18 protein-coding genes are annotated in these 16,483 nt (G+C 51.9%); 6 read left to right on the top strand and 12 right to left on the bottom strand.

The window, feature by feature from the left end:
- Positions 1-65: 65 nt before the first annotated feature.
- From ACYVAD_RS18745 to ACYVAD_RS18730, 4 genes are all read left to right on the top strand, one after another.
- Positions 66-881 (top strand): lytic transglycosylase domain-containing protein, encoded by an 816-nt coding sequence (locus ACYVAD_RS18745; protein WP_461141052.1) that lies wholly within the window; start codon positions 66-68, stop codon positions 879-881.
- Positions 882-1,101: 220 nt separating this feature from the next.
- Complete coding sequence (locus tag ACYVAD_RS18740) at positions 1,102-1,911, top strand: MlaE family ABC transporter permease (RefSeq protein ID WP_461141051.1); 810 nt, start codon at positions 1,102-1,104, stop codon at positions 1,909-1,911.
- Between the two features lie 45 nt (positions 1,912-1,956).
- Positions 1,957-2,721 carry an ABC transporter ATP-binding protein gene (locus ACYVAD_RS18735; RefSeq protein WP_461141050.1) on the top strand — a complete coding sequence of 255 codons (765 nt, stop codon included), beginning with the start codon at positions 1,957-1,959 and terminating at the stop codon, positions 2,719-2,721.
- 63 nt (positions 2,722-2,784) lie between these two features.
- Complete coding sequence (locus ACYVAD_RS18730; RefSeq protein WP_461141049.1) at positions 2,785-3,822, top strand: MlaD family protein; 1,038 nt, start codon at positions 2,785-2,787, stop codon at positions 3,820-3,822.
- A 17-nt stretch (positions 3,823-3,839) separates the two neighbouring features.
- Here the strand turns inward: ACYVAD_RS18730 and ACYVAD_RS18725 are convergent, their stop codons facing one another.
- From ACYVAD_RS18725 to ACYVAD_RS18685, 9 genes are all read right to left on the bottom strand, one after another.
- Positions 3,840-4,775: an EamA/RhaT family transporter gene (locus tag ACYVAD_RS18725; protein WP_461141048.1), complete on the bottom strand. Its 936-nt coding sequence runs from the start codon at positions 4,773-4,775 to the stop codon at positions 3,840-3,842.
- A 155-nt stretch (positions 4,776-4,930) separates the two neighbouring features.
- Positions 4,931-5,542 (bottom strand): DUF6624 domain-containing protein, encoded by a 612-nt coding sequence (locus ACYVAD_RS18720; RefSeq protein ID WP_461141047.1) that lies wholly within the window; start codon positions 5,540-5,542, stop codon positions 4,931-4,933.
- A gap of 32 nt (positions 5,543-5,574) precedes the next feature.
- A complete protein-coding gene (locus tag ACYVAD_RS18715; protein ID WP_461141046.1) occupies positions 5,575-6,183 on the bottom strand; it encodes a DUF7010 family protein in 609 nt (202 codons plus the stop codon).
- A gap of 194 nt (positions 6,184-6,377) precedes the next feature.
- Complete coding sequence (locus ACYVAD_RS18710) at positions 6,378-6,830, bottom strand: GNAT family N-acetyltransferase (protein WP_461141045.1); 453 nt, start codon at positions 6,828-6,830, stop codon at positions 6,378-6,380.
- 90 nt (positions 6,831-6,920) lie between these two features.
- Entirely contained in the window at positions 6,921-7,508 is a 588-nt protein-coding gene (locus tag ACYVAD_RS18705) for a hypothetical protein (protein ID WP_461141044.1), read from the bottom strand.
- A 126-nt stretch (positions 7,509-7,634) separates the two neighbouring features.
- The gene (locus ACYVAD_RS18700; protein ID WP_461141043.1) at positions 7,635-7,937 is read right to left on the bottom strand and encodes a DUF1330 domain-containing protein; all 303 of its coding nucleotides are present in this window, start codon (positions 7,935-7,937) and stop codon (positions 7,635-7,637) included.
- Positions 7,938-7,964: 27 nt separating this feature from the next.
- The gene (locus tag ACYVAD_RS18695) at positions 7,965-8,708 is read right to left on the bottom strand and encodes a class I SAM-dependent methyltransferase (RefSeq protein ID WP_461141042.1); all 744 of its coding nucleotides are present in this window, start codon (positions 8,706-8,708) and stop codon (positions 7,965-7,967) included.
- A gap of 311 nt (positions 8,709-9,019) precedes the next feature.
- On the bottom strand, positions 9,020-9,436 hold the full coding sequence (locus ACYVAD_RS18690; RefSeq protein WP_461141041.1) for a PIN domain-containing protein: 417 nt from the start codon (positions 9,434-9,436) through the stop codon (positions 9,020-9,022).
- Positions 9,418-9,639 carry a hypothetical protein gene (locus tag ACYVAD_RS18685; RefSeq protein ID WP_461141040.1) on the bottom strand — a complete coding sequence of 74 codons (222 nt, stop codon included), beginning with the start codon at positions 9,637-9,639 and terminating at the stop codon, positions 9,418-9,420. The genes ACYVAD_RS18690 and ACYVAD_RS18685 overlap by 19 nt, the downstream gene beginning before the upstream one ends.
- A 271-nt stretch (positions 9,640-9,910) precedes the next feature.
- On the opposite strand from ACYVAD_RS18685, the gene ACYVAD_RS18680 reads away from it, so the two are divergent.
- Positions 9,911-10,126: a hypothetical protein gene (locus ACYVAD_RS18680; protein ID WP_461141039.1), complete on the top strand. Its 216-nt coding sequence runs from the start codon at positions 9,911-9,913 to the stop codon at positions 10,124-10,126.
- 253 nt (positions 10,127-10,379) lie between these two features.
- Positions 10,380-10,637, top strand: coding sequence for a hypothetical protein (locus ACYVAD_RS18675; protein ID WP_461141038.1), 258 nt, complete (start codon positions 10,380-10,382; stop codon positions 10,635-10,637).
- On the opposite strand, the gene ACYVAD_RS18670 is transcribed toward ACYVAD_RS18675, so the two are convergent.
- From ACYVAD_RS18670 to ACYVAD_RS18660, 3 genes are all read right to left on the bottom strand, one after another.
- Positions 10,612-11,793, bottom strand: coding sequence for a tyrosine-type recombinase/integrase (locus tag ACYVAD_RS18670; protein WP_461141037.1), 1,182 nt, complete (start codon positions 11,791-11,793; stop codon positions 10,612-10,614). The genes ACYVAD_RS18675 and ACYVAD_RS18670 overlap by 26 nt on opposite strands.
- Positions 11,794-11,923: 130 nt before the next feature.
- Positions 11,924-13,228: an amidohydrolase family protein gene (locus tag ACYVAD_RS18665; protein ID WP_461141036.1), complete on the bottom strand. Its 1,305-nt coding sequence runs from the start codon at positions 13,226-13,228 to the stop codon at positions 11,924-11,926.
- Between the two features lie 7 nt (positions 13,229-13,235).
- Complete coding sequence (locus ACYVAD_RS18660) at positions 13,236-16,385, bottom strand: amidohydrolase family protein (protein WP_461141035.1); 3,150 nt, start codon at positions 16,383-16,385, stop codon at positions 13,236-13,238.
- Between the last annotated feature and the right edge of the window lie 98 nt (positions 16,386-16,483).

Here is a 16,483-nt window from a genome sequence, read left to right as displayed (position 1 = left end):
TGACAATCAAGAGAATACATAGCAAGGACTTAGCGTTATACCTATTCATCATCCAGAGTAGAGTTTTGATCAAACGAGTTGGCATCTTTCTGCTAATGGTCATTTTCTGGCCCGGCACGACGGTTACGGCAAACGTTACCTCCTCTTCTTTCACCTCACGGACTGCCCAGCGAACAAGACAAACAACGCAGTCCAACGTACTGACAACGCTCTTAACGACCACAACAGCACCCGAGCTCCCTTTGCTGGACGTTAATTTTTGTGGCGAATGTTTACCCTTTGAACAAACCGATGTGGTGGATCGCTGGAAACGCGTTTTTACGTTGTTTCGCAGTAACTCCTCCCGTGATCTGGGTTCCCTGCGCGAGCGGGCCGATAAATTCTTTCCGGTTATCGACCCCATTCTGACCAAGTACGATATCCCCAGTGATTTCCGGTACATTCCATTGGCCGAGAGCGGTCTACGCCCGAAGGCTGTGTCGCGGGCAGGAGCAGCCGGTTACTGGCAGTTGATGCCCGGTACGGCACGAGCCCTGGGCCTCAAGGTAAATAGCCGCGTCGACGAGCGGTTCAACGTTCAGAAAGCCACGACGGCGGCCTGCCGGTACTTACGGCAATTGTACGATCAACTGGGTTCGTGGTCGCTGGTAGCAGCAGCCTACAATGCCGGGCCGGGCTACCTGCAAAACCAGCTTCGGCGGACCGACCACCGCGATTATTATCGGATGTCGCTGCCCCGCGAAACGAAATATTACCTGTTTCGGGTACTGGTCTACAAGGAAGTTATGTCGCGTCCTGACGACTACTCGGCCTTCCTGAAACCGCTGATCAAAACGGCGTATCAGCCCTGGGTGGAGTCACACCAGACGTATCTGAGCTGATTCAGAAGTGCTTAGTTTTAAAATTGCCCCATTCCCGCATGATACCGCTGGAATGGGGCAATTTTTTGGGCGTAACCGGCTACCTTTGCACACTTTTGTCAGAAACATTGTCTGCTTTTCCAGCAAGTTTTTGACAAAAAAAACCCTGACCGGGTAAAACAGTTATCTACACGTACCCCCTGGCTGGGTTTCACGCTTTTGGTATTACTTTGACGCCTAAATGCAATCTGACGTAAATAAATCGGCTTCGTCGAACAAACCATTACTGACGCGTCGGATCGACTCTTTCTTCACGACCATTGCTGACGTTGCCAGCTTTAACGCCCGCTTCTTCCGGGAGCTGGCTATGCCGCCGTATGAGTTCAAGGAAATTGTACGGCAATGCTACGAAGTTGGCTATCGGTCATTACTCCTGATCTCGGTAACGGGTTTTATTACCGGTATCGTTTTCACGAACCAGTCAAGGCCTTCGCTGGCGGAGTTCGGGGCTACGTCCTGGCTTCCCAAGCTGATCGCGATTGCTATCATTCGGGCATTGGGGCCGCTTGTTACGGCCCTCATTGCCGCTGGCAAGGTAGGCTCAAGTATTGGGGCCGAACTGGGCTCAATGAACGTAACCGAGCAGATCGATGCAATGGAAGTTTCGGGCACCGATCCGTTTAAATTCCTGGTTGTCAGCCGCGTTATAGCCACATCATTTACAATTCCGCTCCTGACCATGTACACCGTTTTTGTGGCCCTCATCGGCGCATACATCAACGTGAACGTCAACGAGCAGACCAGCTTTCCGAGTTTTATTCAGGAGGTATTCGGGGCCATTACGTACCTCGATATTTTCGCTTCGGTGATAAAATCCATTGTTTTTGGTTATACCATCGGCATGGTTGGTTGTTATAAAGGGTACCACTCATCGAAGGGAACGGAAGGAGTCGGGAAGGCCGCTAACGCGTCCGTTGTAACGGCGATGTTTCTGGTTTTCATGGAGGAACTGCTTTCGCTGCAGATCGTGGGCGCTCTCCGGTCCTCCTGATCATTTTCCGTTTCATTTGTCAATCACTAGTCACACTAGTCACCTATGCAGGCAACACCCACTCAATCTGAACCCGTCATCCAGATTCGCAATCTCAGAAAATCTTTCGGTTCGCTGCACGTGCTGCAGGGGGTTGATCTGGATGTGCAGGATAACGAGAACATGGTGGTACTGGGTCGGTCCGGAACGGGTAAATCGGTGTTGATCAAAATTCTGGTCGGCCTGCTCAAGCAGGATGCCGGCGAAGCCATTGTGCTGGGAAAAAACGTTCAGCAGCTGAGCGGCAAAGAGATGGATCGCTTTCGCCAGCAGGTAGGCTTTTCGTTTCAGAGCAGTGCCCTCTACGATAGCATGAGCATCCGCGAAAATCTGGAGTTTCCGCTGGTGCGGAACGTACGGAATCTGTCGCAGGCCGAAATCAACAAGGCCGTCGAAGAAGCGCTGGACGACGTTGGGCTTTCGCAGGCCATCAACCAGATGCCATCGGAGTTATCGGGTGGTCAACGAAAACGAATCGGGATTGCCCGTACGCTGATTTTGAAGCCCAAAGTGATGCTGTATGATGAACCAACGGCGGGCCTCGACCCTATTACCTGTATTGAAATCAACAACCTGATCAATGAAGTCAGGGAACGTTTCAAAGCAACGTCGATCATTATTACCCACGACCTGACCTGCGCGAAAACAACCGGCGACCGGGTAGCTATACTGCTGGATGGCCGTTTTGAGCGCGTGGGCACGTTCGATGAGGTTTTTGCCGACAAAGACGAACGCATTCAACAATTTTACAACTATAATTTTACGAATTAAGCAACGAAGTAGCTGGCTGCTGGCTAATAACCTGCCCTGCTAATCGCTAACGACTCGGCTCCAATGAGTACAGAATCAAATAAACGCTCAGTTATTGTCGGCATTTTTGTCCTGCTTGGTATTGTGATTTTACTGGCTGGTATTTTCGTACTAGGTGGCCAGCAAAAACGCTTTTCCAAAAGCATTAATATCTCTACGGTTTTCAAGGACGTGGCCGGGCTCAAAGCCGGGAACAACGTCTGGTTCTCAGGTGTCAAAATCGGGACGGTCAAACGGATCAAGTTTGCTGGCAGCGCGCAGGTCGAAGTAGACATGACCGTCGAAGAGAGCGCTCAGCCTTACATCCGGAAAGACGCCAAAGCGACCATCAGCTCCGACGGTCTGATTGGTAACAAAATCGTTCTGATCGTAGGCGGCACGACGAGTCACCCTGAAATTGAAGAAGATGACCGGCTTCGGTCGCAGGAGGCTCTGAGCTCGGATCAGGTACTGGAAACCCTACAGGAAAACAACCGGAACCTGCTCAACGTCACCAACGATTTCAAGGCGCTGGTCGGTAATATCCGGCGCGGTAAAGGAACGGTCGGCGCTGTACTGACCGACTCGATGGTAGCCAACAACTTCAAGCGGGCTATGCAAAACCTCGAACGGGCATCGGCCAGTACGGCACAGGTTACCAGTTCGGTGTCTCGTTTTGCCGCTAAGCTCAACACCAAAGGCTCTCTGGCCAATGAATTGGTAACCGACACGACGGTATTTAAACGCTTCAGCCGTTCGGCGGCTCGTCTGGAAACGGCAGCCACCTCAGCCGAACGCACGATTGGGACGCTGAGTCAGACGTCAACTAACCTCAACCGAGCGTCGGAGAAGCTGAACAATACGAATTCGCCCTTAGGCGTCTTACTGACGGATCAGGAAACGGCCACCAACTTACGGAACACGTTGAGTAACCTCAGTACGGGCAGCGCCCTGCTAAACGAGGACCTGAAAGCCGCTCAGAATAACTTCCTGCTCCGTGGCTATTTTAAGAAACAGAAGAAACAGGAAGCCAAGCAAAAAGCGGACAGCACGGCCAATGCCGACACCAGCCGCAGACGGTAACCATACGTGGCAGGCGTTCAGATGAATTCCTGCCACGAAATAAGTCCAATGGCCAGTACGGCCAGCACTAGCCCAATCCGATTGGCGGTAGAAAGCTGCTCCCGAAAGAAGACGGTAGCCATCAGCGCTGCCAGTAAAATCACGCCGATGTTATAGAGCGGGTACACGAGCGCCCCATTATTCTGAAAAGCAGACAAGGCCAGCAGCAGCGTGTAGAAACTCAGGAAATTGGGCACGCCTAACGTAACGGCCCCCACAAAGCTTTTTGCCTCAATTTTCTCTTTTCCCTGAATAACCCGTACGATCAGCATCACCAACCCCGCGACAATAGCGCCCAACACCATTGTCAGCGTTACCTGTACTGTCTGGTTGGCCGACGGAATAAAGCGAAGGTTGATGTAGTTAATCGTCGTATTCGTCGCGCCGTAGCCTAGAAACACAGCTACCGGCAGTAACACGGCCGCTCCTACCCGCCGACGGTTGAGTTGTTCGCCCGTTCCGGCCAACGGCGCCGTCTCGACCTCGCTTTTGCGGTACGTGCTCAGCCCAACCGCCAGCACGGCAATCACTAATCCCAGGTAGTTCAGGAAATTGAATCCCGCTCCCGATGCGCTACCGGGTTGAAAGACGAACAGGCTAAAGCAAACCGGAATCACCAGCGACAGATTGTTAGCCAGCGACGTAGCAGTGATTCCCATCGTCTGGGTTGACGCCCCTGACAGCAAAAACGTCAGAATAAAGCCGACACCCAACGCCAGCGACGGCCAGGTCCAGGGCTGCGAAAAATCGAGCGAAAACGACTGACCCGCTGGGAGTAACAACCACCCCGTCAGAAAACAGACGATGTAATTAAAGACAATGGCCTGAAAGGTATTGACACCGTAACGCGGAAACAACCGAAAATTCAGCAGCAGTACGACCGACAGGACAATGCTGGTAACAAGGAATAACATACGAGGCTAGTAAACTACATTCTGATGCCGATCAGAACGTTTTAATTCGACGTAGAACGATTTATTACGTTCGCCAAAGATACAGTCGAACGAGTCAATCTTTTACTTACCGTCGCTGGGCTCCCGGCTATGTCACGTTGGTAACAAATAAGCAATTACGTGGTGATCCAACCAACTCGTCTGCGCCAGGCCTCATATGCCTGCTGCTCCGATTGTTGTTCGGCTGCCGTTTGGGGCTCCTCCTTCTCAACGTTCATTTGAGCGGTCAGCTCAGCCAACCGTTCCTCAACAGTATTGAGTCCTAGTTGCTGGCGACGTTGGTTGACCTGGTCAATAGGTCCGTCTAGCTGATAGGGTTCAAGCTGGCTCTGTTCATTGCGAATAAATTGAGTGCCGTACGATTGAGGCCGGTTCTCATACATGGCAATTCGGTCCGACAGAAACGCCACGTTAACGGGATCGATCGTTCTCGACGTTTTCTGTTCATTCAGTAACGCAAGAACGCGTTTCATGAAAGCAGGTAAGCTGATGGCGTGCTGGACCAGTAACCAGGCGGCCTGACTAGCCTCCTCGCCTACCTGTTCCTGGGCGGGCCAGCCAATCTGGTCGATGATCTCCTGAAGTCGACGGGCATTATCCAGATGCACGGCTTCCATGTCCGGGCTATACCCACGAAACAGCTTCCCGTCGGCAATAAGTCGTTGCCGAACGTCAAGGTCGTGCTTACGCCGTATTATCAGCTCTTGGGCAATATCAGGATGCAGCATCGAAAGTTAGATAAAGCCGGTAATACCAGTGTTTACGTCAAGCTTTGTGTCCCAGAAAATGACTTTTCAACCTGACTGGCCAAGGCGCTTTGGTACCGTTTCTGGTAGTTCAGGTAAAGCAACCCAGTCAATACAGCCAGCGACGCGCTCACGAAAAAAGGGACGACATACATGTGTTCGTTTGACAGCCATAGTGCCAGTAAAAAGGACCCTATCGAAACGATACCTGCGAAAACGGCATATAGCGTATTTCGATAGAACCAACTATATGGAAAGAAATGCGCTCCGGTAATAATCGCATATGTCATAACGAAATAGAGCGGCATTTTTCCGAGTACAAAAAACAACAAAGGGAAGTAAAACAATTGCGCAAAATTCAACCAAAGGCCCAGTGGTTGTAATGGATTATTTTTAACCGTCCAGGCAGTTTTAAATACTTTTGACAGTGCGAAAGCTACTGGCAGCATGGGTGCTCCGACGCAGAACGTAAGAATTGACTGCGTGTAGGGCGTTACGTCCAGCGTCCAGACAAAGCCAATCGCAAACCATATCAGACTGGCGGCACACGTAAAATTGAGCCCATTCTTCGCTTCGATTGCCAGTTCGTCGCGTAGCTCGTCCAGTTGATGCGTAGTAATCATAGGGGACTGTTTGGAAAAAGTACTATCCATGTCAAAATCGCCTTTTTTTGTCATCCCTCCTGTCGTCGGGATGACAAAAACAATCCCCCAAATAATCTCTAAAAAAGTTCTCTTGGGTTATAAAGCAGTATGATCGACCAGTCAGCAACGGGCCTGTAAGTAGGCATCGCATTGTGCGTGTTATCTCTTCCAAACTACAGCTGTAATTTCATGCCTTTGTGAGTCGCTTTGAAGCCTAAGCGCTCATAGAATCGAAGCGCGTCAGGCCGCTGCTTATCAGTGGTGAGTTGGAGTATGTGGGCACCCCGTTGCCTGGATCGTTCAATGGCCCACAGGAAGAATTGCTGGCCAACGCCTTCACCCCGGTGGTGTTTGTGAACTCTGACCGCTTCGATTTGTGCCCGGATGCCCCCCTGATAGGTCAGGTACTGAATGAAACTCAGTTGCAACGTACCAATAATCTCTCCGGATTCATTTTCAACGACAATAAGCTCCTGATTAGGGTCGCTGGTGATACGTTCGAATGCCTGATAATAGGCAGCGGGCAATGGCGTTCTAAAATCTTCTCTAGTTTGCCCCAACTCATCGTCTGCCAGCATTTGAACGATGGCTAAAATATCACCGACTTGCGCCTGTCTAAACTTCATTTTTTACAATTCTACTGTAAACAGAAACCCGATCTACTTGTCAGGCTGATTTAATAACCACCCACGGTAACGCAAAACGGCAACCGCCATTTATTTGGGCATGATCGTCGATAAAATAGCAATGATTTCGGCCTTCGTTGCTTCGCTAAACTGAACACTCCCCGCCAGTTGCAGTGAACCGCTGGAGCGAGACAATGTGTACAAACGACCTTCGTACGAACGACGCGTTACGCCAGCATTTTCACCGTAGTACAACACAGCGAACAGGTCGTTTGCTATTCCAAACGTAACACGGTTCGGTAATACGTCGTCCTCTCCCCTGGCATTCCGAAACGGAATTGAAGCCGTTAGCGGGACAGCCAGGCGTTCACCGTAGTATATCAGCGAGCAGGGATAAGCATTCGGGTTGCAAAACGTGGCATTGATCGTTGCCTGCTCATCTCTACGATTAATGAAGGTAGGCTTATCACCAAAGTCACTGGAGGAGGTTCGTAGTTTAAAGCCGCTTCCTATGTACTGGTTTTCTGGAAACTGAATTATGTAGTCAGTATTGAGGTCAATTGTTGCCCAGCCACTTTTAGACTGGGCAATAGTGTCAATGGGGTCAACTGTCTTTTCGTTGCATGAGAGTAAACTGGTGAATACGATCACGAAAAAAGAAACCAGCCAAGTCTTCATACCCGTACAATTTAGTTTCTGATAAGACCCCATTCTTTTTCATAGAGTTGTGACACAGGCGATTATTCGCCGTCTCGTGTGCGTTCGGAACGTATCCTCTATGTTTCAAGAAACCCGGCATCAGCATTACAGCCTCTCTCCCTTAATTAAAATAGCCGTTTGAACGGATTGCTCTTTCAAGTGCAAAAATTGCTTACGGCTCTCGTCATTACTGAAAGCGGCAAAGTCCTCCTCCGTATCAAACTTTACAAAATGAATTTCGTAGGGACGGTCCATCTGTTGTTCGACGTAGGCCTCATCCGTAGGACGTATGCGTAGCAAAAGTTGACCATTGTACTTCGCAATGAGTGGAATAGCAACCTCTTCAAACTGATGGAAGACTTCCTGCTGCCCTTCTTTAACGTAGACTAACTGAGTTAAATAAATCATGATGAGTTTGGCCGAGTGGCCTATGTCTTACATCTTTTCTCGAACACACGAAAGCCCGACGATGGGTTGCCAACTTAAAATGGCGACCCAATAGTCCTTTCCGTGCAGCTCAACGCCTTCGGGAGAAACCTTCACCGGATGCCACTGAATCTGGGAAAGGCCCACCGACTGTAAAGCCGTTTCGTGGGTAGATTTTTCGAGGTGGTAATTGGTAACGGCAATGTGTGACGCATCCGACTGATAAAAGCGATACGTAATGGCGGCTCCTTCTTCGTAACTATCGTTTTCGCGGGTGAATCCATACGGAAACATGATCGCAGCACTACCTTGATAATCAGGATTGCTATTAATAGTAATGAAACGGCCGCCGGGTTTCAGATGGTTGACAATAACCCGGCACATCTGATTGAGTTCGTCAGCCGTGCGGGCGTAGTTAAGCAGGTAACTGGCGCAGATCAGGTCGAATTTCTTGTCGAGGTTGAGCAGCAAAACATCCTGGCAGTGATACTCAAGTCCGAGTTGCGAAGCGGCTTCAGCCTCCCGCGCAAGTTGAATCATACCATCCGAAATGTCAACCCCTGTAACCTGAGCCGCCCCTCTATACTTGATCTGCCGGGTGTAAAACCCTTCTCCACAAGCTAGATCGAGCACATCCAGGTCGGACAGATCGCCTGCCAACGCAAAGAATGTGTGCGACTCGACGTAGTTTCGCCAGGGCAATAACTTTGAGGCCTGGTATTCTTTTGCAATTGCGTTGTAATCGGTTGCCATTACGCGGGTGGTTGAGATGTAGGAAAGAAGCCTCTTTTATCAGCAGGGCGTGACTTTGCGTCATGACCAGAGTGTTAGTAATGATTCCTTGAACATGGTTTGTCACCAAAGGCGGGACTCTACACTTTATACCACCCCTGTTTTCTCCGCCTTATTCAGTCAACGCTTACTAGTATTCCGGCTACTCTTGTTGCTTACCACCCAACGCCACCATGTGCTTATGACGAGCGTAGCGAGACATTTACACACATGGGAGGTTGGGCTGTCGAATCTTCACTTCGGGACGAGCGTACTGTCGCAGGAGAGCTGGTTTATGCAGATTCAGGGCCGTACTGATGTTTGTACTTGGGACGGTAAAAAGCGATGCCCTCCACAAAATCGAAATCTTTCTTGTTAAAGGTGAACAATTCAACCGGATAGGTTAACGCGGTTGCTGCGATAATCATGTCAGCTATGCCCGGTCGTTTCGCATAATGTTCCCAAGTCAGATTGAGTAGTCGACGTGAGATTTCAGCGTCCAAACCAATCACGTTAAACTTGTTGATAGTTTCGACCGTTTTACGTTTTTCGCTACGTTTCATACCCACATACATTTCCGCTTCTGAAATTACACTCAGAAACAGACGGTCAAAACCAAGCTCATCCAATTCCTGAACCATCACGGGCACTCCTCGGAAATAGTCAAACAATACGTTAGAATCGCACAGGATTATCTTCTTTTTGGCCATGCTTTCGCCCGGATTGATGCCATAGTACGTTCATCACTAGCCCAAATACCACCGAAAGCGGCAGGAGTCTCGCCAGATTTAGCGTTACTCTTGCGCAGGAGTGGAATCATAACTTCGGGTTCTGTCTCAGTTTGAATGCCGTTTTCAATCAACAGCTTTAGAGCTTTGGCGTAATCCTTATCGTTGACAGTCAGTGTTTTCATTCTATTGTAGCGTATAACACAATATTACAACAACCTTAGCATTAATTTAGCCCTATATTGTAGCTTTTACCCAAGCTTAAATGCCGGGGCGTTTGGCTTGTCAACCGCAACCCGACTCACGAGCCAAAAGCTGACTTGTTGAGCCGTACGCCTGTCGCCGGTAACCCGCCTTTGACTAGCATTTTGGCCGATTCACCCAACACCCACAGGGGCTGATGGATGAAGCGACCACTGCAAACAACAAACGTAGTGTCAACCTTTACACCCCTGTTTGGTTGGGCTGCAAACCGTCCTGCGGGACGTGCGTCTTGTCAGCGGTAGCCTGCCCACGCGGAGCGAAACACAACGCACGAATCCGATTCCAGACCTGCGCGAAGCCTTCCCGCTACGGGCTGAATCCGCTTTTTGTCAAGCCACCGTTTCAGGGCGTTTCCCCTGTCGCACGCCACCTGCCCAACCTGTCAAACTCACCAATTCAGGCGGTTAACTTGTCAACGGGAGCTGCCTAACGAGCTAAACAGCCTGCCTGTCGAGTCGTGCGCCCTGTCGCCGGAGCGATGACAAACACACTTTTCAGCTTGTTGTGTTCACCCAACATACTATTGTACGCAAGAGCGCTTAATATCAATCCACTGACTATCAGGCATTCCATATTAAGCGCACTGTTTTTTATTTAGCTTTGTAGCCTTAGTCCTTGTCGGCTAACAAGGATAGAGTTTTAACACGTAGTAGGCAACTAGATGAAGGGTACAGAAACGGTTATCAAAACCGAATTTATTATTCGGCAGTGGTCGATTGACGGATTTCCCAACTACTTCTTCGGTACAGACAAACAGTTATATCGCTTTGACGCCCGAGGCCAGGTAAAACGAAACAAACGGGTTTTGATTGGAACGACGCAGGGTTACATACTGAAACGACAGTTTTACAGTTTAGCCAGGCTCCGTCCGATGCTACGTCGGTATGACCCGGCTACAGATTATCCAGCGGACTTTTAAGCGTGCTGATTTTGTCGGCTGTTACGTGGGTGTAGCGCATAGTCGTCAGGATACTTTCGTGGCCCAGCAGTTGCTGGATATAGCGGATATCCATACCGGATTCGAGCAGGTGGGTAGCAAACGAATGCCGTAACGTGTGGATGCCGCCCCGTTTAGTGATTCCCGCAAATTGAACCACATCGCTGTACACTTGCTGCACGGTACGGTTGGCCAGCGGCTCCTTGTTTTCAGCATTTTCAAACAGATACACCTGTGGTTTGTTTTGAGCCAGGTATGTCTCGAGCGTATTTTCCAGCTTCTCCGAAAACATCACAATCCGATCTTTCCGGCCTTTACCACCCCGAACGGTGATCAGCCGCCGAACGCGGTCAAGGTCAACCAGCCGCAGCATGATCACTTCGCTGAGCCGCAGGCCGGTCGCGTACACCAGTTGAAACAGCGTCCGGTATTTCAGACTCGTCGTCGCCCGGAAAATGGCCTTGATTTCATCCACGCTGTATACCGTTGGCAACTTGACGGCCTGACGCGGATAGTCGACATCGTAGTATTCTTTATCGCGCTGCAGGACTTTCTCCTGATAGAACTTCCACGCGTTGATATGGACATTAACTGTCGCACTGCTCAATCGACGCTTGTCGACCAGGTAGAGTAGGTATTGTTGGTACTGTGATTTTGTCAATCCTTCAACCGGCTTGTCGCCCAGGTAACGAATCAGCATAATCAGTGCCTGCCGGTAGTTTTTCAGGGTCTTGTAGCTGTACGCCTGAACCCGCAGGGCATTACACACAGCCACGATAACCGGATGCTGATCGTATTCATGCTGGGGCGGTGCGTAACGAAATGGTAGTCGACGCGCTGTTGTTCGTTGTTTGCTGACAGGTGGCCAGGGCGGATTGGTTGCCTGTTCTACTTCAGCGGGGGTTGCGGCAGGTTTATAGAGCCGCACAACGGCCTCGTCGAAGCGACAATAGTCACGGCCAAAAAGTTGCCCAAGCTTTATTACGTTTTCCCGGTTATTAGGCACCACCCAGCACCGGCGGCTGTAACTCCATCGTCGACCCGGTATCTGGCGAATCAGATCATTGCCAATGGGGTCTTCGGGAAAAGAAACGGTGAGCAGGCTGACATCGTTGTCATCGATGCGGATTGTAATCATGGCAGGAAGGTGGTACAGTGGTTACCATTAAAGCTACAAAAAAGGGGCAACCTACCGGCTCCCCCTTTTTCTTTTTAGACCGGATCAACAGGTTGCTGATCTGCGAAACCCTGTTAATCCTACCTAAAAACTACTTCTGCTCGTACTTGTCTTTGTACGTTTTATACAGGCGTTTGTGGCGGTCGTCCAGGTTGACTTTTCGGCCCTGGATGAAGACCTGCTCAACCAGGTTTGTGCGCATATCGAGGGCATCACCCGCCGAGACGAACAACGTCGCGTGCTTACCTTTTTCCAGCGTCCCAACGGCGTTGTCGACACCCAGGATTTTGGCGTTGTTCGACGTAACGAGTTTCAGGGCCTCTTCGCGGTCGGTGATACCAAAGCCAGCGGCCGTACCCGCCAGGAAGGGCAGGTTCCGGGTGCGCCACCACTCTTCGGCGTAGCTCAGGCCCACCAGCACACCCGCTTTTTGCAGGATGCCCGGCATGCGGTACGGCAGATCGACGTCCTCGTCTTCGCGGTTCGGCAGGCGATGCAGGGCGCTGAGGATAACCGGTACGTTGTTTTCCTTCAGGAACGTAACAACCCGGTTGGCTTCTTCCCCACCCACGATCACGACTTTCTGCACACCCATCGATTTAGCGAAATTAACCGCTTCAATGATGTCCTTACCGTAATCGGCGCGAACGTAGAGGTTCTGCGCTCCCGTAAACAGCCCACGCATGGCCTCCAGTTTGAGGTTCATCGGCGTTGGGTTCTTCGTTGCCGAGTAACCTTTGGCGTCGGCGAAGGTAGCCTTCAGGGCCGCAATAGCTTCGTTACGTTTCTCGTCCCGCTTGAGCGTTACGCTGAAATCCTCGAAGTTGAAGCTGCGGGCAAAGTACGTCGGCCAGTTCAGCCAGATACCGTCGTCTTTTTTCAGCGCGGCATCTTCCCAGTTCCAGCCATCCGTCATCATCACGCTCGAACTCCCCGATACCGTACCGCCCTGGGGCGTTGCCTGGGTCAGCAGCACGCCGTTGTTCCGGATCGTGGGGATGATCTCGGAATCGGTGTTGTAGGCGATCAGTGCCCGGATGTTGGGGTTCAGGATACCGATCTCCCGCATGTCGACCGTCGCGCGGACCGACGCAAATTCCTGCAGGCCCACCGTCGATGCGGGGGAGATCAGGCCGGGGTAGATATGTTTCCCTGCTACGTCGATGACCTCAACGTCATTGCTCAGGTTCAGCTTCACCAGCGTACCGTCGACTACGTTCGTGATCACACCTTTGTCGAACAGGACAATCCCGTTCTGAATAACCTGCCCGTTCCCGACGTGGACCGTTCCGCCCGTGAGCGCGATGGTCTTGGTCTGCGGTTTGGCGGGAGCAGGGTTCTGCGCATAGCCCGTGAGCGATGCCAGTGTCAGTATTGAAATGAATAGTTTCTTCATCGGTGGCTTATTTTCCTTCTTCTTCGCCTTCGGCCATCATACCTTCAATGTCTTCACAGTGCCACATCCGGGCGCGCCGGAAGTTGGGGCGTTGGGTAGACGTACCACCCGATTTCACCGACAGCATTTTCTGAATCAGCCGGGCGCGTTCGGTCTGCATGGCGTCGCGTTTGGCGTCCTCATCTTTCAGGCTGAAATACACCGTACCGTCGATCATCGTCACCTCCGGGCGGGCGTAGATAGCCAGCGGGTTAGCGTTCCAAAGCACCAGATCAGCATCTTTACCCGCTTTCACGCTACCCATACGGCTGTCGAGGTGCAGGAGTTTAGCGGGGTTGAGCGTCACCATTTTCCAGGCGTCTTCTTCGCTCATACCACCGTATTCCACCGTTTTAGCGGCCTCCTGGTTCAGGCGACGGGCCATTTCGGCGTCATCCGAATTGATCGACACCGTTACGCCCTGCCGATGCATCAGCGCGGCATTGTACGGAATGGCGTCTTTCACCTCCATTTTGTAAGCCCACCAATCGGCAAAGGACGAACCGCCTACGCCGTGTTTCGCCATCTTGTCGGCCAGTTTGTAGCCTTCCAGAATGTGCGTGAACGTGTTGACTTTAAAGCCCAGCGAATCGGCTACTTTCATCAGCATGTTGATCTCCGACTGGACGTAAGAGTGGCAGGTGATGAACCGTTTCTTGTTCAGGATTTCAGCTAGGGCGTCGAGTTCCAGATCCCGGCGGGGAGCCTGGGCGTTGGCTTTGTCCTTCTTATTCAGTCCGTTGTAATCGCTCCACTGCTTGCCGTACTCACGAGCGCGGGTGAAGTGATCCATGTACACCTGCTCCACACCCATCCGCGACTGTGGGAAACGCGTCAGTACGTTCGGGTTGGGGTAGTTGGCTTGTTTTACGTTCTCGCCTAGAGCAAACTTGATAAAGCCGTCAGCACCTTTGATCAGCATGGCGTCCGGTGCTTCGCCCCATTTCAATTTGACCATTGCCGACTGACCACCGATGGCGTTAGCCGATCCGTGCAGCAGTTGAGAGGCCGTTACGCCACCCGCCAGTTGCCGGTAGATGTTGATGTCTTCGGAGTTCACGACGTCAGCCATGCGCACCTCGGCCGTGCTCGACTGCGACCCTTCGTTCACGGATAGCAGCGCAATGTGCGAGTGTTCGTCGATGATGCCGCTGGTCAGGTGTTTGCCCGTGGCGTCAACGACTTTCGCCCCAGCCGGTGCCGACAGATTCTTGCCAACCTGACTGATCTTGCCGTTTACAACGTATACATCGGCGTTGGTTAGGATACCGTCTTTCTCGTTGGTCCAGACCGTCGCGTTTTTGAACAGCGTATTTTCGGCTTTGGGCTTGGTCGCATTGCCCATTCCCACAAACGGATATATAACCGCCGTAGCGCTGGCTGGCAGTGAAGCAAGACCTGTCGTGGATGCGACTGTCGTAGAAACTGCCGCCGTGGAAGCGGCCGCCGTGGAAGCGGCCGCCGTGGAAGCGGCCGACGTGGATGTGGCTGATGTCGAACGGGGGCCACCTGCTGCCGGTGCATCGCCCGTGCGGGTAGCCGTCCAGCTTACTTTTTTACCGTCCGGCGTTTCGCCATCGCCTTTAAAGGTCGTTGGGCTGGTGCGATAACCGGTCAGACGCGTTGTACCCGGACGGCGTTTGTTCAGTTGCGCCTGAATCGACATGAAGTCGTTGTTCAGCACAACTTTCGGCGTAATCTTTACGGTATCAGCCTGAATCTGGTAATCCAGCTTTTCGATCGATTTGCCAGTAATATTCAGTTTCAGTGCGGGCTGATCGGCGATGGCCAGCGTCCAGCTGCCCCGCAGATCAGTGGCATCTTTCTGACCGATGATGTACTGCTTGCCCTGAATCCAGTTTTCGTAGATGACATTGTCGGGGCTGAATAGGTTATCCGACGTAATAATGAAGTTGGCGACGCGGCCTTTCTGCAATGTACCGACCAGGCTCTCGGCGCGAATCAGTCGGGCGGGCATGGTCGTCAGTGCTTCGAGGGCTTTCTCTTCCGACAGGCCATTTTCAATGGCTTTCCGCAGATTAGCCCAGAATTCCGTTTTGTTACGCAACCCGGCCGTCGTCAGCGCAAACGGAATGTTGGCAGTCACCAACCGACCGGCGTTCATCGGAGCCATTTCCCAGTGCTTCATTTCTGACAGCGATACGTTGTCGGCATCCCAGGGATCTTCGACGTCGTAAGGCTGCGGGAAGTTCACCGGTACGATCAGCGAAGCCCCCGTGGCTTTCACCTCATCCAGCCGCTGGTATTCGTCACCCGTACTCCGGATGATGTACTGCATGTTGAATTCATCACCGATTTTGTCGGCCCGCAGGATACCGAGCTTATCGTTGGCTTCGAAGATGGCGGGCAGCGACGTGCTACGGTTCAGGGCATCGAGGGAGAGGTTAGCCTGCTCTTTGTTACCCGCCCGTTTATACCAGTCGGCATCGTACAGCGCCTGCCGGATCACGGCGACCGTTCCCATCATGGAGTTGGGACTAGTCTGCGTCGAGCTGCCTTTGCTGAACGAATAGTGCGTCGTTGCACTAGGCATCAGCACCACCGTATTTTCCCGTTCGTCGGCCAGCGACACCAGCGCGCCGGTTCCGCGGATAATACCGTCATGGTTATGGGTCAGCGTAGCGCCGAAGCCCAGTTTCCGCAGTTCGTCGGCTTTTTTCTCGTCAGCTTTGAACAGCAGGCTGGCTTCGTTCTCGGGCTGAACAGCCTGGTTCCAGTAATACGGCCCTTTCTTGTTCGACTCCAGTTGGGGAGCCCCACCGCGGCCACCGCCACCCGGTGCGCGCCGGATTTCGGGCATACCGTAGTCCGAATCGATCTCGACCAGACCAGGGTAAATTCGCTTGCCTTTCAGGTCGGTCGCGACAACCCCAGCAGGTAGGGTTACGTTGGTACCGACGGCTTCGACGCGCCCGTTCCGGATGAGCAGCGTCGCGTTTTGGAGGGTTGTTTTTGGATCGACGACGATAGTGGCGTTGGTGAAGGCAAAGACCCCCGGTCGCTCGTCGTATACCCCATTGTTCGGGAACGTTGTTTGTGCCATCGCCCCGTGGGCCAGACTGGCGACAAACAGTCCTGTCAGGAAATGTTTTATCATGTAATTTACCAGTTGATGATTAGGTTGGTAACTGGCAAAAATACATAAACTACCTGGCGACTCCCCTACTCTCAGAATATTATTTTGAGACCTGCCCA

Source organism: Spirosoma pomorum (genome assembly GCF_054776615.1).
This window is presented reverse-complemented; position numbering and strand designations above follow the sequence as displayed.

Excerpts from the sequence above, each read along its gene's own strand:
- ACYVAD_RS18690 (WP_461141041.1), bottom strand. The coding sequence starts at position 9,436 with ATGGCCAAAAAGAAGATAATCCTGTGCGATTCTAACGTATTGTTTGAC.
- ACYVAD_RS18665 (WP_461141036.1), bottom strand. The coding sequence starts at position 13,228 with ATGAAGAAACTATTCATTTCAATACTGACACTGGCATCGCTCACGGGC.
- ACYVAD_RS18700 (WP_461141043.1), bottom strand. The coding sequence starts at position 7,937 with ATGATTTATTTAACTCAGTTAGTCTACGTTAAAGAAGGGCAGCAGGAA.
- ACYVAD_RS18660 (WP_461141035.1), bottom strand. The coding sequence starts at position 16,385 with ATGATAAAACATTTCCTGACAGGACTGTTTGTCGCCAGTCTGGCCCAC.
- ACYVAD_RS18685 (WP_461141040.1), bottom strand. The coding sequence starts at position 9,639 with ATGAAAACACTGACTGTCAACGATAAGGATTACGCCAAAGCTCTAAAG.
- ACYVAD_RS18670 (WP_461141037.1), bottom strand. The coding sequence starts at position 11,793 with ATGATTACAATCCGCATCGATGACAACGATGTCAGCCTGCTCACCGTT.
- ACYVAD_RS18710 (WP_461141045.1), bottom strand. The coding sequence starts at position 6,830 with ATGAAGTTTAGACAGGCGCAAGTCGGTGATATTTTAGCCATCGTTCAA.
- ACYVAD_RS18730 (WP_461141049.1), top strand. The coding sequence starts at position 2,785 with ATGAGTACAGAATCAAATAAACGCTCAGTTATTGTCGGCATTTTTGTC.
- ACYVAD_RS18715 (WP_461141046.1), bottom strand. The coding sequence starts at position 6,183 with ATGATTACTACGCATCAACTGGACGAGCTACGCGACGAACTGGCAATC.
- ACYVAD_RS18720 (WP_461141047.1), bottom strand. The coding sequence starts at position 5,542 with ATGCTGCATCCTGATATTGCCCAAGAGCTGATAATACGGCGTAAGCAC.
- ACYVAD_RS18740 (WP_461141051.1), top strand. The coding sequence starts at position 1,102 with ATGCAATCTGACGTAAATAAATCGGCTTCGTCGAACAAACCATTACTG.
- ACYVAD_RS18695 (WP_461141042.1), bottom strand. The coding sequence starts at position 8,708 with ATGGCAACCGATTACAACGCAATTGCAAAAGAATACCAGGCCTCAAAG.
- ACYVAD_RS18705 (WP_461141044.1), bottom strand. The coding sequence starts at position 7,508 with ATGAAGACTTGGCTGGTTTCTTTTTTCGTGATCGTATTCACCAGTTTA.
- ACYVAD_RS18725 (WP_461141048.1), bottom strand. The coding sequence starts at position 4,775 with ATGTTATTCCTTGTTACCAGCATTGTCCTGTCGGTCGTACTGCTGCTG.
- ACYVAD_RS18735 (WP_461141050.1), top strand. The coding sequence starts at position 1,957 with ATGCAGGCAACACCCACTCAATCTGAACCCGTCATCCAGATTCGCAAT.
- ACYVAD_RS18675 (WP_461141038.1), top strand. The coding sequence starts at position 10,380 with ATGAAGGGTACAGAAACGGTTATCAAAACCGAATTTATTATTCGGCAG.